The 14,483-nt window shown below is 51.8% G+C and carries 14 protein-coding genes, 1 tRNA gene and 3 rRNA genes (1 of these 18 only partly in view); 10 read left to right on the forward strand and 8 right to left on the reverse strand.

What is annotated here, in order from left to right; genetic code table 11:
- The 5 genes from DB847_RS00270 to DB847_RS00290 form a co-directional block, all read left to right on the forward strand.
- Window positions 1-2,228 (forward strand): 23S ribosomal RNA (locus DB847_RS00270); it begins 665 nt to the left of the window's first position.
- Window positions 2,229-2,299: 71 nt separating this feature from the next.
- Window positions 2,300-2,414 (forward strand): 5S ribosomal RNA (gene rrf / locus DB847_RS00275).
- 53 nt (window positions 2,415-2,467) lie between these two features.
- Window positions 2,468-2,543: transfer RNA gene (locus DB847_RS00280), tRNA-Thr, on the forward strand.
- 33 nt (window positions 2,544-2,576) lie between these two features.
- Window positions 2,577-2,691: ribosomal RNA gene (rrf, locus tag DB847_RS00285) — 5S ribosomal RNA — on the forward strand.
- Window positions 2,692-2,838: 147 nt separating this feature from the next.
- Complete coding sequence (locus tag DB847_RS00290; RefSeq protein ID WP_108648917.1) at window positions 2,839-3,582, forward strand: substrate-binding periplasmic protein; 744 nt, start codon at window positions 2,839-2,841, stop codon at window positions 3,580-3,582.
- Between the two features lie 55 nt (window positions 3,583-3,637).
- On the opposite strand, the gene DB847_RS00295 is transcribed toward DB847_RS00290, so the two are convergent.
- Together DB847_RS00295 and DB847_RS00300 are read right to left on the reverse strand one after the other, a co-directional pair.
- The gene (locus DB847_RS00295) at window positions 3,638-4,441 is read right to left on the reverse strand and encodes an ABC transporter permease (RefSeq protein WP_108648918.1); all 804 of its coding nucleotides are present in this window, start codon (window positions 4,439-4,441) and stop codon (window positions 3,638-3,640) included.
- Complete coding sequence (locus tag DB847_RS00300; RefSeq protein ID WP_108648919.1) at window positions 4,434-5,078, reverse strand: ABC transporter ATP-binding protein; 645 nt, start codon at window positions 5,076-5,078, stop codon at window positions 4,434-4,436. The genes DB847_RS00295 and DB847_RS00300 overlap by 8 nt, the downstream gene beginning before the upstream one ends.
- A gap of 81 nt (window positions 5,079-5,159) precedes the next feature.
- Here DB847_RS00300 and DB847_RS00305 point away from each other — a divergent pair, with 81 nt between their 5' ends.
- Window positions 5,160-5,477: a PadR family transcriptional regulator gene (locus DB847_RS00305; protein WP_199911672.1), complete on the forward strand. Its 318-nt coding sequence runs from the start codon at window positions 5,160-5,162 to the stop codon at window positions 5,475-5,477.
- Window positions 5,478-5,524: 47 nt separating this feature from the next.
- Here DB847_RS00305 and DB847_RS00310 read toward each other — a convergent pair whose 3' ends face one another.
- A complete protein-coding gene (locus DB847_RS00310) occupies window positions 5,525-5,941 on the reverse strand; it encodes an Hsp20 family protein (RefSeq protein WP_108648920.1) in 417 nt (138 codons plus the stop codon).
- Between the two features lie 176 nt (window positions 5,942-6,117).
- The gene (gene pgi / locus DB847_RS00315) at window positions 6,118-7,764 is read right to left on the reverse strand and encodes a glucose-6-phosphate isomerase (protein WP_108648921.1); all 1,647 of its coding nucleotides are present in this window, start codon (window positions 7,762-7,764) and stop codon (window positions 6,118-6,120) included.
- A gap of 232 nt (window positions 7,765-7,996) precedes the next feature.
- Here pgi and cueR point away from each other — a divergent pair, with 232 nt between their 5' ends.
- Window positions 7,997-8,389, forward strand: coding sequence for a Cu(I)-responsive transcriptional regulator (gene cueR / locus DB847_RS00320; protein WP_108648922.1), 393 nt, complete (start codon window positions 7,997-7,999; stop codon window positions 8,387-8,389).
- A gap of 42 nt (window positions 8,390-8,431) precedes the next feature.
- On the opposite strand, the gene DB847_RS00325 is transcribed toward cueR, so the two are convergent.
- The 3 genes from DB847_RS00325 to DB847_RS00335 are packed head-to-tail and all read right to left on the reverse strand — an operon-like array spanning window position 8,432 to window position 11,614.
- Window positions 8,432-9,379: an alpha-L-glutamate ligase-like protein gene (locus tag DB847_RS00325; protein ID WP_108648923.1), complete on the reverse strand. Its 948-nt coding sequence runs from the start codon at window positions 9,377-9,379 to the stop codon at window positions 8,432-8,434.
- 1 nt (window position 9,380) lies between these two features.
- Window positions 9,381-10,889 carry an inactive transglutaminase family protein gene (locus DB847_RS00330; protein ID WP_108648924.1) on the reverse strand — a complete coding sequence of 503 codons (1,509 nt, stop codon included), beginning with the start codon at window positions 10,887-10,889 and terminating at the stop codon, window positions 9,381-9,383.
- Window positions 10,889-11,614, reverse strand: a complete 726-nt coding sequence (locus tag DB847_RS00335) for an ATP-dependent zinc protease family protein (RefSeq protein ID WP_234418472.1) — start codon at window positions 11,612-11,614, stop codon at window positions 10,889-10,891. Before DB847_RS00335 ends, DB847_RS00330 begins: the two co-directional genes overlap by 1 nt.
- 231 nt (window positions 11,615-11,845) lie before the next feature.
- Between DB847_RS00335 and DB847_RS00340 the strand changes: the two genes are divergently transcribed.
- The 3 genes from DB847_RS00340 to DB847_RS00350 are packed head-to-tail and all read left to right on the forward strand — an operon-like array spanning window position 11,846 to window position 13,902.
- On the forward strand, window positions 11,846-12,109 hold the full coding sequence (locus tag DB847_RS00340) for a YihD family protein (RefSeq protein ID WP_108648925.1): 264 nt from the start codon (window positions 11,846-11,848) through the stop codon (window positions 12,107-12,109).
- A 56-nt stretch (window positions 12,110-12,165) separates the two neighbouring features.
- Window positions 12,166-13,140, forward strand: a complete 975-nt coding sequence (locus DB847_RS00345; protein WP_108648926.1) for a serine/threonine protein kinase — start codon at window positions 12,166-12,168, stop codon at window positions 13,138-13,140.
- A gap of 48 nt (window positions 13,141-13,188) precedes the next feature.
- Window positions 13,189-13,902, forward strand: a complete 714-nt coding sequence (locus DB847_RS00350; protein ID WP_108648927.1) for a thiol:disulfide interchange protein DsbA/DsbL — start codon at window positions 13,189-13,191, stop codon at window positions 13,900-13,902.
- A 69-nt stretch (window positions 13,903-13,971) separates the two neighbouring features.
- Here the strand turns inward: DB847_RS00350 and DB847_RS00355 are convergent, their stop codons facing one another.
- On the reverse strand, window positions 13,972-14,271 hold the full coding sequence (locus tag DB847_RS00355; protein WP_108648928.1) for a hypothetical protein: 300 nt from the start codon (window positions 14,269-14,271) through the stop codon (window positions 13,972-13,974).
- Window positions 14,272-14,483: the final 212 nt, after the last annotated feature.

Genomic DNA, 14,483 nt, shown 5'->3' on the forward strand with positions numbered 1-14,483 from the left:
AAACCCGGTGATCTAGCCATGGGCAGGTTGAAGGTTGAGTAACATCAACTGGAGGACCGAACCCACTAACGTTGCAAAGTTAGGGGATGACCTGTGGCTGGGGGTGAAAGGCCAATCAAACCGGGAGATAGCTGGTTCTCCCCGAAAGCTATTTAGGTAGCGCCTCGGACGAATACTATTGGGGGTAGAGCACTGTTTCGGCTAGGGGGTCATCCCGACTTACCAACCCGATGCAAACTCCGAATACCAATAAGTACTATCCGGGAGACACACAGCGGGTGCTAACGTTCGTTGTGGAGAGGGAAACAACCCAGACCGCCAGCTAAGGTCCCAAAGTTATCACTAAGTGGGAAACGATGTGGGAAGGCCCAGACAGCCAGGATGTTGGCTTAGAAGCAGCCATCATTTAAAGAAAGCGTAATAGCTCACTGGTCGAGTCGGCCTGCGCGGAAGATGTAACGGGGCTAAGTGATACACCGAAGCTGCGGCAGCATACTAGTTATGCTGGGTAGGGGAGCGTTCTGTAAGCCTGTGAAGGTGGATTGAGAAGTCTGCTGGAGGTATCAGAAGTGCGAATGCTGACATGAGTAACGATAATGGGGGTGAAAAACCTCCACGCCGAAAGACCAAGGGTTCCTGTCCAACGTTAATCGGGGCAGGGTGAGTCGACCCCTAAGGCGAGGCCGAAAGGCGTAGTCGATGGGAAACAGGTTAATATTCCTGTACTCGCTGTAATTGCGATGGAGGGACGGAGAAGGTTAGGTGGGCCAGGCGTTGGTTGTCCTGGTGAAAGTGCGTAGGCTGAGTGTTTAGGTAAATCCGGACGCTCATTAGGCTGAGACACGAGACGAACATCCTACGGGATGGAAGCCATTGATACCCTGCTTCCGGGAAAAGCTTCTAAGCTTCAGATTACAGAGAATCGTACCCCAAACCGACACAGGTGGTCGGGTAGAGAATACCAAGGCGCTTGAGAGAACTCGGGTGAAGGAACTAGGCAAAATAGTACCGTAACTTCGGGAGAAGGTACGCCGCTGACGGTGAAGTCCCTTGCGGATGGAGCTGTCGGTGGTCGCAGTGACCAGGTGGCTGGGACTGTTTATCAAAAACACAGCACTGTGCAAACTCGAAAGAGGACGTATACGGTGTGACACCTGCCCGGTGCCGGAAGGTTAATTGATGTCGTTATCCCTCGGGAGAAGCGGTTGATCGAAGCCCCGGTAAACGGCGGCCGTAACTATAACGGTCCTAAGGTAGCGAAATTCCTTGTCGGGTAAGTTCCGACCTGCACGAATGGTGTAACCATGGCCACGCTGTCTCCACCCGAGACTCAGTGAAATTGAAATCGCTGTGAAGATGCAGTGTACCCGCGGCTAGACGGAAAGACCCCGTGAACCTTTACTACAGCTTGGCACTGAACATTGAGCCTGCATGTGCAGGATAGGTGGGAGGCTTCGAAGCGGTAACGCCAGTTATCGTGGAGCCATCCTTGAAATACCACCCTTGCATGTTTGATGTTCTAACCTCGGTCCATTATCTGGATTAGGGACAGTGTCTGGTGGGTAGTTTGACTGGGGCGGTCTCCTCCCAAAGAGTAACGGAGGAGCACGAAGGTGGGCTAAGTACGGTCGGACATCGTACGGTTAGTGCAATGGCATAAGCCCGCTTAACTGCGAGACAGACACGTCGAGCAGGTACGAAAGTAGGTCATAGTGATCCGGTGGTTCTGAATGGAAGGGCCATCGCTCAACGGATAAAAGGTACTCCGGGGATAACAGGCTGATACCGCCCAAGAGTTCATATCGACGGCGGTGTTTGGCACCTCGATGTCGGCTCATCACATCCTGGGGCTGGAGCAGGTCCCAAGGGTATGGCTGTTCGCCATTTAAAGTGGTACGCGAGCTGGGTTCAGAACGTCGTGAGACAGTTCGGTCCCTATCTGCCGTGGGCGTTGGATGATTGAGAGGAGTTGCTCCTAGTACGAGAGGACCGGAGTGAACACACCTCTGGTGTTCGGGTTGTCACGCCAGTGGCACTGCCCGGTAGCTACGTGTGGAACTGATAACCGCTGAAAGCATCTAAGCGGGAAGCAGGCCTCAAGATGAGTCATCCCTAAGACTTTAAGTCTTCTGAAGGGCCGTCCGAGACTAGGACGTTGATAGGCAGGGTGTGTAAGCGTTGTGAGGCGTTGAGCTAACCTGTACTAATGACCCGAGAGGCTTAACCATACAACACCCAAGTGAGAGACGCTTGTGTGTCTTGAGAACGAATTAATCACTTTCTGGATTTAAGTTTTTTGTCTGGCGACCATAGCGCGGTGGCCCCACCTGATCCCATTCCGAACTCAGAAGTGAAACGCCGTAGCGCCGATGGTAGTGTGGGGGTTCCCATGTGAGAGTAGGTCATCGCCAGGCTTTGTTTAAGAGAAAGCCCACCCTATCGGTGGGCTTTTTTGCAGGTTCAGGCTGCTGATATAGCTCAGTTGGTAGAGCGCACCCTTGGTAAGGGTGAGGTCCCCAGTTCAAATCTGGGTATCAGCACCACGCATTCGATTTACTAAGAAAAACAAGTTTTTGCCTGATGACCATAGCGAGCTGGCACCACCTGATCCCATTCCGAACTCAGAAGTGAAACGGCTTAGCGGCGATGGTAGTGTGGGGGTTCCCATGCGAGAGTAGCTCATTATCAGGCACCTATTTTAGCCCCGGCAGATATCTGTCGGGGTTTTTTCGTTTCTGGACTTTGAGATCCCTTTTGTGCCTCAGGCTGGGTTAAAATTGGAAACGTTAACAGAGCCTGTCCTACGCTTAAAGTGAGTTAGGCAAAGGAGTGTGGGTTATGAGTAAGTTATGGGTATTGGTTGTGGCGCTATTTGGCTTTGTTTCTGTCTCACAGGCTGCGGTGGTGACTCTGGCGAATGGTGAGTGGAAACCCTATATGTCGGCAAAGATGAAGCACAATGGCTTACTGTCACATATAGCGGAAGAGGCCTTCAAGCTTGAAGGGGATCAGGTGAAGTATCAGTTCCTCCCCTGGAAACGTGGTTTTGAAGATGCCCGTAAGGGCAAGCTTGATGGCACCATTGGCTGGTCGAAGACCCCTGAGCGGGAGAAGGATTTCTACTATTCCGAGCCGGTGATCGTTCTAAATGAGGTATTGTTCCATCGCGCCGATGAGAAGGTTGACTGGAGCTCACCAAAAGATCTGACCAAGTATCGCTTTGGTGGTGTGGTTGGCTACAACTATGATCTGTTTGGGCTGGTAAAAGATGGCACCATCAAGATAAAGCGAGTCTCCAAGCCCGAGGCTAACTATATGAAGCTTTGCTCGAACAAGATAGATGTTGTACCCGAGAGCGAAGATGTGGGGTTGGCCCTTATCAAGGATATGGGATCAAAGCTCAAGTGTAAGGTTGCGGCTTCTAAACCAACCACGGCCGATCCTTACTATCTGCTGATCTCGAAGAAGGTTGCCAATGGCCAGGAGCTGATTGATCACTTCAATAAGGGACTTGCCAAGCTGAAGGCGGATGGTCGCTATGAGCAGATGATCAAGGATAGCCGGGATGGTAAATATGAATAAGTTTACCGCCTGAATATTTTAAGCCCGCTCATTGTAGCGGGCTTTTTATTCGGTGCTATGACTGCCGGCTAACAAAGATCTCGGGTTTGAGATTTCCCCAGGGATCAAAGGCTATCTTCTGGGCGAGTAGCAGATTAAGGATGCTACTTAGGGTCATGCTGATAAAGATCCCGAGCATGATCGCCAGCTGGTATTTCGCCGCCACCAGGGGTTCTGCGCCTCCGAGAATTTGGCCCGTCATCATCCCGGGAAGTGAGACCAGCCCGGTGGTGGCCAGGGTGCTGAGGATGGGTGAGGAAGCGGCTCTCAGAGCATCCTGCATAAAGGGAAGAGAGGACTCATATACGGTTCCTCCCTGCATCAGGGTATCCAGGTATCGCTCCGGTTGCTGAGCGATTCCATTAAAAAATCGCTCCAGTGAAAGGATGTTTGCGGTCAGGCAGTTGCCCAGTAGCATGCCTCCCAGCGGGATCAGATAGCGGGCATCATACCAGGGGCTGGGAGCGACCAGCATCAACAAAAACAGTGCCAGGGTCAAAATGATCATAGAGCTAAGGCTTGCCTGGCCTATCAGGACCAGCTTTTTGAGGGATAGACCCGCTCCCTTGATTATATGCAGGTTGGTGACGCTTATCATCAGCAGCAGCCAGCCAAGATTGAGCCAGGGGTTATTAAACTGGAACAGGTACCTCAGGTAGATCCCGATTAGTACCAGTTGGAGTGTCATCCGCAGGCAGCTGTAGATGAGTCGTTTGATCAGGTCTCCTATGCCAAGCAGCCAGAAGGCGATCGCCGGAAGCAGGAGCAAGGAGGCAAAACTGAGGAGTTCGAGGGAGGATATATCTTTTATCTCATTCATCTTCTGATCCTGTCAAAGCACCGTTTTCCATCTGAATGATCCGCTGACACTGCTCCAGCCATATAGGATCGTGAGAGGTCGACAGAATGCTTGTGTGTCTTTTGAGCAGCAACTCTATGACGCTGGATCTGGCTCTCCTGTCCAGAGCTGAAGTCGGTTCATCGGCGATGATGAGCCTTGGAGAAAACTGCAGGGCTCGAATGATGGCAAAGCGCTGCTGTTGGCCGCCGGAAAGTGAACTGAAGGGTTGTTTGAGTAGCTTACCAGATAGCTGTAGCTGTTCGCTGAGTTGGAAAATTGATTCCGGGTTATAGCGCTTGTCCCTGTGAGTCTTTAAAGAGAAAGGGGCCTTGAGAAACTCTTCGGTGCTTTGTGAACCCGCGGCTATCTTCTGCGGGATATAGCCTATCTGCGAGCGGACCTTCCAGATGTTATCGCAGGTTACCCTGTCACCCGAAAACAGATATTGTCCTTGTTGCCAGGGGACGGCACCGAGCAGGGTATAAAGCAGGGTACTCTTGCCACACCCGGAGGGGCCTTGTACGGCAAGGCTTTCACCCTCTTTCATCCTCAAGTTTAGCTCCCTGAGGATCGGGCTGCCACCAAGGTTCACACTCAACTCTTTAAGCTGTAGCATGTCACTCCTTAATCCTGTAGTTCTATCTGCTAGTATAGTAATATCGAAAGCCGATATCGAGTTACGATATAGGAAGAGTGAATGAAAGACAAGATCACCCGCAAGCTGTTTCTGGGGTTTATCCAGCTACACATTTTACGTCATGCATCCCAGCAACCTGTGTTTGGTAGCTGGCTGATTGAGCATCTCAAGGGGCATGGTTACGCGATGAGCCCGGGAACTCTCTATCCTCTGCTGCATCGGATGACCAAAGAGAATCTATTGATGTGTGAGCAACAAACGATCGAGGGGCGAAGCCGAAAATACTATCAGATCACGGATCTTGGGGGGAGGTGTTGGAGGAGCTCAACCAGAAGGTGCGCGAGCTGTCTCGTTACCTTGATGACTGAGGGGCTTTAAGAGAGGATTCAGGAGGCCCCTTGCGGAGCCTCGGTATGCCAAGTTTATTATCTCTGATTGATCGCAATTTTGCGTGGTTTGGCAGCTTCCGGAACCTCACGGACCAGCTCAATATTCAGGAGCCCGTTTTGTAGTTCGGCGTTGCTGACTTTGACATAGTCGGCCAGCTCAAATTTGCGCTCAAAATTCTGGTTGACTATCCCCTGATACAGGTAGTTTGCATTGTCCGTCTTGGCTTTCTTCTCGCCTTTGACTTCCAAAGTATTGTTTTGGGTGATGAGCTCTATCTCATCTTCCGCAAACCCTGCTATCGCCATGGTTATGCGATAGTTATTTTCATCGAGCTGTTCGATGTTATAAGGGGGGTAGTTAGCGTGGCCGTTTCTGTTGCTTTTTTCCAGCATGTGGGCCAGGCGATCGATACCGATGGCATTACGGTAAAGGGGTGATAAATCGATTTGCATAGTAGATCCTCCATTGAGCAATCTGTGTTGAAAACAATTCGGATGCTTCATCAAGCCATCCTGTAATCTAATATGTGGCCAGAGATTGGGCTTTCAAGGAGGCGATTGGACTTTTTTTGCACTGAGATCAAAAAAGGGTGCCGAAGCACCCCGATGAATCTTAGATTAAAGTTGGATTAGCTCCAGCTCTTCCAGGTGTTGATCAGGCCGTTGGTGGAGCTGTCATGGCTGCTCACCTCTGCCTTATCTGCCAGCTCAGGCAGGATCTGATTCGCCAGCTGCTTACCCAGCTCTACGCCCCACTGATCGAAGCTGAAGATGTTCCAGATCACACCCTGAGTGAAGATCTTGTGCTCATACATGGCGATCAGGGCACCCAGAGTCTTAGGGTTAAGCTCTTTGAACAGAATCGAGTTGGTCGGACGGTTGCCTTCGAACACCTTGAATGGAACCAGGTGTGCCACCTCAGCCAGATCTTTACCTGCGGCCTTGAACTCGTCCTCAACCTGTTCCTTGCTCTTACCAAAGCCCAGAGCTTCGGTTTGGGCAAAGAAGTTGGCGAGCAGCTTCTGGTGATGGTCGGACAGTGGATTGTGGGTTTTGGCCGGTGCCAGGAAGTCACAAGGAATCAGCTTGGTTCCCTGGTGGATCAGCTGGTAGAAGGCGTGCTGACCATTGGTTCCGGGCTCACCCCAGATGATTGGGCCTGTCTGGTAGGTGACAGGGTTGCCATTGCGGTCAACCTGCTTACCATTAGACTCCATGTTGCCCTGCTGGAAGTAGGCAGCAAAGCGATGCATGTACTGGTCATAAGGCAGGATTGCCTCGCTCTCGGCACCATAGAAGTTGTTGTACCAGATACCGATCAAGGCCAGCAGCACAGGGATGTTCTGATCGAACTCAGTGGTACGGAAATGCTGATCCATCGCATGGGCGCCCTCGAGCAGTTGCTCGAAGTTGTCATAACCGATCGACAGCGCGATCGACAGGCCGATCGCGGAGCACAGAGAGTAGCGTCCGCCAACCCAATCCCAGAACTCAAACATGTTGTCGGTATCAATACCAAATTCGGCAACCGATTTTTGATTGGTCGACAGAGCCGCGAAGTGTTTGGCAACATGGGCCTTGTCCTGAGCCTTTTCCAGGAACCAGTCGCGAGCCGAGTGGGCGTTGGTCATGGTCTCCTGAGTGGTAAAGGTCTTGGAGGCGATCAGGAACAGGGTGGTCTCCGGATCGACTTTTTTCAGGGTTTCGGCGATATGGGTGCCATCAACATTGGATACAAAGTGTAGATCCAGGTTTGTCTTGTAGGGACGCAGGGCTTCAGAGACCATGTAAGGGCCGAGATCTGAGCCGCCGATCCCTATGTTTACCACATCTGTGATCGGCTTTCCGGTATAGCCCTTCCACTCTCCACTATGGACCTTGGCGCAGAACTGCTTCATCTTGGCCAGGACTGCATTGATCTCCGGCATCACATCCTTGCCGTCGACCATGATCGGTTGGTTGGAGCGATTACGCAGAGCGATGTGCAGAACCGAGCGGTTCTCGGTCTGGTTAATAGCCTCACCATTGAACATGGCTTCGATGGCATCGGTTAGCTTGGTTTCTTTGGCAAGCTTTTGCAACAGCTCCAGAGTCTCGGTGGTGATGAGGTTCTTGGAGTAGTCGACCAACAGGTCACCATCGAAGGTTTGAGAGAAAGAGTTAAAACGTGAAGGGTCTTGGGCAAACAGGGCCTTAAGCTGGAACTTGTTACTATCGAAATGAGCTTGAAGTTCTTTCCAGGCCTGAGTGCTGGTAGGGTCAATGTTGTTTAGCATATTTGTATCCCGAATATGACTGATAAACCAATATTCCTTTGCGGCCGTCATTATGGTGGGCGGCAACCAAAATTCGCTGCTAGGCATTCTATCTCTATTAGGCGCCTGATTACCAATCTTGCGGTTACCACTGAGATTCAATTGATATCGAAAATAGCTGGATCGTTACAATTTGCACACTGTGATACTCTGAGCCGAGCTGTGTTTCCATCTGTTACCGGGAGGGAAGAGGATGAATATCGGAGAGGTGGCTAAATTAAGCGGCTTGTCGGCCAAAACCATCCGCTATTACGAAAGCATCGGGGTGATTGAGGCCGCCAGGCGTGGTGAGAATGGTTACCGCAGTTATGACAAGGTGGCGCTGCGAAAACTCAAATTTATCCGTCGCTCCCGGGATGCCGGATTTTCTCTGGAGCAGTGTCAAAAGCTCCTCAGTTTGTATCTTGATCCAACCCGTAGCAGTGCGGAGGTAAAAGCGCTGGCCGAGCAGAAACTCTCGGAGCTGGAACTGAAGATTGCCGGCCTGCAGGAGATGGCTGATAACTTGCGAGAGCTCACTCAGCAATGCCTGGGGGATGAAAACCCGCAATGTCCGATCATTGAGAATTTAAGTGATAGTGACTAAGTGTACTCCGGGAGCTTGTGACAGCTCCCTGAATGGTTTTGATTAACTGCGAAAGTGCTTTTTCACATAGAGGATCCGCTCCTCGATCCCCATCTGCTCATGTCCCCTGAGCCCTTCTATCTGCCGCAGCCGGGGTAGCAGGCCTCTACCGTTGGCAATCTGGATCGCAAGACCCGGCCGGGCGTTGAGCTCCAGCAGCATGGGGCCTTTTTTCTGATCCAATACCATGTCGGTTCCAAGGTAGCCCAGCCCGGACATCTCGTAGCAGGAGGCCGACAGGTGCAACAGGGTCTCCCAGTGAGGGATCTTAAGGCTATCCAGGGGCTTATTGGTATCCGGATGGGTGGTCAGGGGCGTATCGTATTGCACGGCACGCAGTGCATGGCCGGTGGCGATATCGATTCCGACTCCGACGGCACCCTGGTGAAGGTTTGCTTTGCCGTCAGAGGCTGCGGTCGACAGGCGCATCATAGCCATCACGGGAAACCCCTTGAAAACGATGACTCGGGTATCGGGAACACCTTCATAGGAGTAGCCTTCAAACACGTCATCAAAGTTGATCAGGGCCTCGATGACGGCAACATCAGGTTTCCCCCCCAGCGAGAAAAGGCCGGCCAGGATATTGGATACGTGACGCTCCAGATCCTCTGGAGTTTCTCCCTGGCCATTGGGTTTATAGTAGAACCCATCCTGGTGACGCAAAATCACCAGGATCCCTTTTCCACCAGAGCCTTTCGCTGGCTTGATACAAAAGCCGGGAGAGTCCTTGACTATATCGACCACACCCTTTACTTCGTACTGGTGGGAGATCACCCCTATTAGCTCGGGTGTGGTGACTTTCGCGTTCAGCGCCAGCTGTTTGGTCTTGAGCTTATCATCCACCAGGGGAAACAGGGTGCGTGGATTGTAGCGGCCAATGTAGGAGATGTTCCTGTGGTTCATCCCCATGATCCCTTTGGCATGTAGCTTCTCTGGCTTGGCGAACCACATACTAACGCTCCTCTACCATGGGCTTAAAGCGCTTAAGCTCCAGCAGGCGATATCCGGTGTAGTTACCCAGAAGCAGCACCAGGGCCATGATGACCAGCTGCAGACCGATGAAGTTGAAGGTTAGGTGGCGGATGAGTTCATTATTCATCGCCAGATAGGCAAAGACCGCGACCAGCAGAGAACCGCCGCCCTGTACCACGACCTCACGAGGGCCATCCTCTTCCCATAGAATCGACATCCGCTCAATGGTCCAGGAGAGGATGATCATCGGGAAGAAGGTGATCTTCATTCCTTCGGTCAGACCAATCTTATAGGCCAGCACAGAGAATAGGGCGATGATCAAGATAACCATGATGATCACCGCCGATATTCGTGCGACAAGCAGGAGATTAAGCTTGGACAGATAGGAGCGAATAATCAGGCCGACTCCAACGATCAACAGGAATCCGAGCAGGCCGGTGAGCAGGCTGGTCTGGATAAAGGCCAGCGCGATCAAAACCGGCATGAAGGTTCCTGAGGTGCGAAGCCCGATAATGACCCGTAGGAATACAACCACCAACACCCCGATTGGAATGAGGAGGATCCCCTTAAACAGAGACTGCTCTTCAATGGGCAGGGTGTGGATCGAAAAGTTCATCAATTCGGTATCTTTGAACTTGGCTTCCAGGGCGCGATTGATCGGAATGTTCTGTCGGATCATCGAGAAGGTAACCTGGGATGCGGTCCCACCAACCAGGTCCAGCAAAGAGCCGGTACTTTGCTCCCATAGCATTAGGTTTTTAGGCTGACCCTGCTGACCGTTGGTTGGGTTAAATAGCTGGTATTTATCCCCTTCAAAGACCTGAATATAGTTGACCAACTCCTGGCGGCGTCTCCCATCCTCAAGATTGAGAGCCTTAACCACTCGTGCCGGGATATCCGCGTTATTGAGCAGTTCAACGATGAGATCTGCCTTGGACTTTCCCTGTTGTAGCAGCAGAGCGTTTTGGCTCTCCGGGTCATTGAGCTCTTTGAGAAGCTCACGGGTCAGGGTATAGCTGTCGGAGGAGCGCTGGTGAGCCTGGGTCATCAGTTGCTCGGCGGCCGTGATGAAGGGCTCTTTTTCAACCTGTTTGTCGATAGAAGGCGGGGTTGCCAACCAGGTGGGCTTGGCATTGGGATCTGCCAGCATATCAACCTTGTAGTAGAGCTCCTGACGGCCGGTAGCTGTCCGGGCGGACCACTCCGCCCGCCCCGAGCCATCTTTTTCCACAAAGGTTAGGCCATACCCAGGACTGGCGGTGGTCTGCTGTAGCAGGGTAAAGCCAGGCTGGGTACTGGGGATCGCCAGCGAGGCCATCACGGGATCACCGTGGGCCTTAAATTCTACCTTGGCTTCAATCGACCAGATGGGGCGTTTTTGCCCCGGGGTCCAGGGAACATCAAAGCTAAAGTGGCGATATAGCATTAGGGCTAAGCCCGCCAGCAATAGCAGCGCGATCAGGATATAGAAGGGCTTACGTGAGACCATCAGCTTTTATCCGTTTTGAGTAGTTTTGGCTTGGGTTGAACATACTTCTTGGCTACATCAACCACGGCGATGTCTTTTAGAAATTCCCGACCAATCAGCACCGGATAGATCATCTCGGAGCGATCCTTAAGGGTAAACTCGGCCTGTTCTGTCAAATCCCCCATCCTTACCGTGAGTTTTACGACCGGACGGCGGTCAATTTTTTTGGCAGAAGCCTGCTTGATTCTGACATAGCGTACCAGAGGGGTTTCGATGGGGAGCTTCTCGTTGCGATCTTCATGAGCTAAATTAAATTTTACCCACTTCTTGCCATCGCGCTCAAAAACCTGGATATCCTGAGCACTGATGGAGGAGGTGGTCGCACCGGTATCGATTCGGGCATTGAAGGTGTCATTGACCGGTTCAATCCAGATGGATTCGACCTGGCCAAGGATCAGCTTTCCATCCGGGGTCTTGTCGGTACGGACGGGCTTTTTCTTGTCGAACTTGGGGCTGACTGTCACTGTTGGCTGTTTAGGGTCTATGTTGTGAGCGAGTTGTTTGAGCTGCTTGAGTTGTTCTTCTGATACCTTCTGCTGTGCATCAAGTTTGGCATTGATTCGAGCCTCGCTATCTTTGATCTGGTCCTGGACCTGTTGATAGTTTTGGCTGGACTGGTGTTGTGCCGCACACCCTGTCAGGAGCAGGGTAAGTAGACCGGCTATGAGTAATATGGGGTATCTCAACATAAACTCCGTTTTTCTTAGAACATGCTATTTCAAGTGTAACATGCTCCCCTAGCTCTATGTAAAACGGACACTTTTATCAAAGTGTGAGCAGCGACAAGAATCTGCACATCCAGCTGGCTCACTCGTAGCGAGGAGCTGGCTATCGACTTTTTATCCCGATTTGCGCATCATGTGGCGAGAAAAATTCTTTGATCTATTCACTGGCTATTATGGTTGAGCGGAGGTTTTATGCAGTGCCATCGAATTGAAGAGTTGCTTGAGCTACTTGAGCCTGTATGGCTGGAGCAGCAGGAGCTGAACCTGGTGCAGATCCTGGCTCAGCTTGCCAAAGAGGCTGGCTTTGAGGGACCGCTTGAAGAGCTAACGGATGATGTGCTTATCTATCACCTGAAGATGCGAGGTAGTGATAAGCAGGAGATGATCCCAGGCCTCAAGAAAGATTGTGAAGTTGATTTTAAAGAGGCCCTGCTTAAGGCGCGTGGCATCAAGTAAGCTGACTTTTCCATAAACTCCCCACTCAGGGGAGTTTTCCACCCCGAGATAATTGAATGCCTGAGATAGATCCTGTCGATTACGGTGCCCTGTCGCCGGAATTAATTCTTGATGCGATTGAAAGCTGTGGGATCCGAGTTGAATCGGGTCTGCTTGCGCTGAACAGCTATGAAAATCGTGTCTATCAGTTCCACGATGAGTCGCAGCGTTATGTGGTGAAGTTTTATCGCCCGCAACGCTGGAGTGATGCCCAGATCCTGGAGGAGCATCAGCTCAGCTGGCAAGCCACAGATGCCGAGCTTCCGGTGGCTGCACCTCTGGTTTTAAATGGCAAGACCTTGCAACAGTACCAGGGATACCGCTTTGCGATCTGGAATAGCCTCGGAGGACGCAGCTTTGAGGTGGATAACCTGGATCAACTGGAATGGGCGGGCCGTTACCTCGGGCGCTTTCACCTGATCTGTGAACAGCAGCCCTTTATTGAGCGCCCCGCTATTGATTGCGCCTCTTACCTGCATGGACCCAGAGCTTATCTTGAGCAGCAACAGCTGGTTCCCAAAGAGCTACAACAAGCTTTCTTTGCTGCACTGGATCCTGTCATTGAGCGGGCAGAGCAACAGTTTGGCGAGTTCAGGGCGATTCGTCTCCATGGGGATTGCCACCCGGGAAATATTTTGTGGCGTGATGGGCCGCTGTTTGTTGATCTGGATGATTGCCGAATGGGCCCGGCGATTCAGGATCTGTGGATGCTACTATCTGGCGATGATCGGGAGCGGCGGTTGCAGCTGGATGTGATCCTCGAAGAGTACGAGATGTTTCGCGAGTTTGATCGCCGTGAGCTGGCGCTGATTGAGCCTCTCAGAGCCCTTCGGATGGTCCATTATATGGGCTGGCTTGCCCGGCGCTGGAGTGATCCCGCCTTCCCGGTCGCTTTTCCCTGGTTTGGCTCGATGCATTACTGGGAGGGACAGATCCTGGCTCTCAAAGAACAACTTTCTGATCTCCAGGAGTCTTGCTGGAGTTCCAACTAACGGGGTATGGTGGGGGAGTAACCCAGCCAAACTGCAAAGGTAACAGATATGAAAAGATGGTTAGTCACTTTATTACTTGGAGCATTCGCAGCTTTTGCCGCTCAGGCTGCGCCCCTGTTCAAGCAGGGACAAAATTATACTGTGGTGAAGCAGATAGGCACAGAAAAGCCCCAGGTGATGGAGTTCTTCTCTTACCTGTGTCCTCACTGCTACCAGTTTGAGCCGATCGTTGATGGGATGAAAAAGAAGGCGCCTGAAGGAACTGAGTTCAAGCAGGTACCGATCGCTTCTCTCGGAGGCAAGGCGGGTCCCCTGCTTCAGCGAGCCTTTGCGGTGGCACAGCTACTGGAAGTGAGTGATAAGATGACTCCTGTGCTGTTTGAGTCGGTTCAGGTTGAGCGCAAACTTCCCAAGAGTGAAGCGGATATCAAGAAGCTGTTTGTCGATAACGGCGTCGATGGAAAGCTATTTGACGAGGCTTGGAGTAATTTTCAGATCGAGGGGATGATCAACGAATACAACCTGCTGACTGAGAGTTACAAGGTGTATGGGGTTCCGGCATTTATCATCAATGGTAAATATCAGGTTCGCCTGGAGGGACTGCGTGGCAGTGATGCCCAGCAGAAGATGGATTATCTGTATCAGCTGGTGAACTACCTGCTTGCTAAGACAGAGCCTAGTGCCAAGCCGGTGGCTGTTAACCCGAGCAGCATCAAGACGCTTAATGCGCAGCAGGCTGAAACAGCCAGTCACCATTCCTGAATGGTTTAGAATTTCCTCAAGAGCCCTGGCTGAATCGCCGGGGCTTTTTTATGCCAAGCCTGCCATGCCTCAGTTTCGCCGGGCTTGCTGTGCTGATGTCGAAATCTCCCGGGTTGTGCGCCGCATCAGCAGCTTTAGCAGCGTAAATGCAGCTCCTCCCTGGATCAGGCAGGCAATCAGCCAGACAAGATAATGACTTGGTGGGGTGCCGCCATGAGGATAGTTGAGCCAGGCACACTTCCCGTAAGCGATGATAGCCCCGATGACCAGGCCCCAGCGAAAACGTTCGGGCCGGATATGCCATAGCAAGGCCAGGACGATAACAAAAGTAACGGGATCGATAACTGCGATCATCAGCCGATCTAACATGAGCAAAACTCCTTTTCTGCTTTAATTTACGCTGGCGGAGTCTGGCAGAGCCCAGGGGCTCTCGCAATAGCCACGTGTTTTAAACTGAAAGGGGGGCCGATTTAGCACAGTAAAGTTAGCAACAAAGGGATTCTCTCAAGGTTCAGCTTGGATTAGGCGCTGCTGATGTTTCATGAGAGCTGCGGCATAAAGCTCCACAGAGCTATAGTGAT

The organism is Dongshaea marina (genome assembly GCF_003072645.1).
GTDB lineage: Bacteria > Pseudomonadota > Gammaproteobacteria > Enterobacterales > Aeromonadaceae > Dongshaea > Dongshaea marina.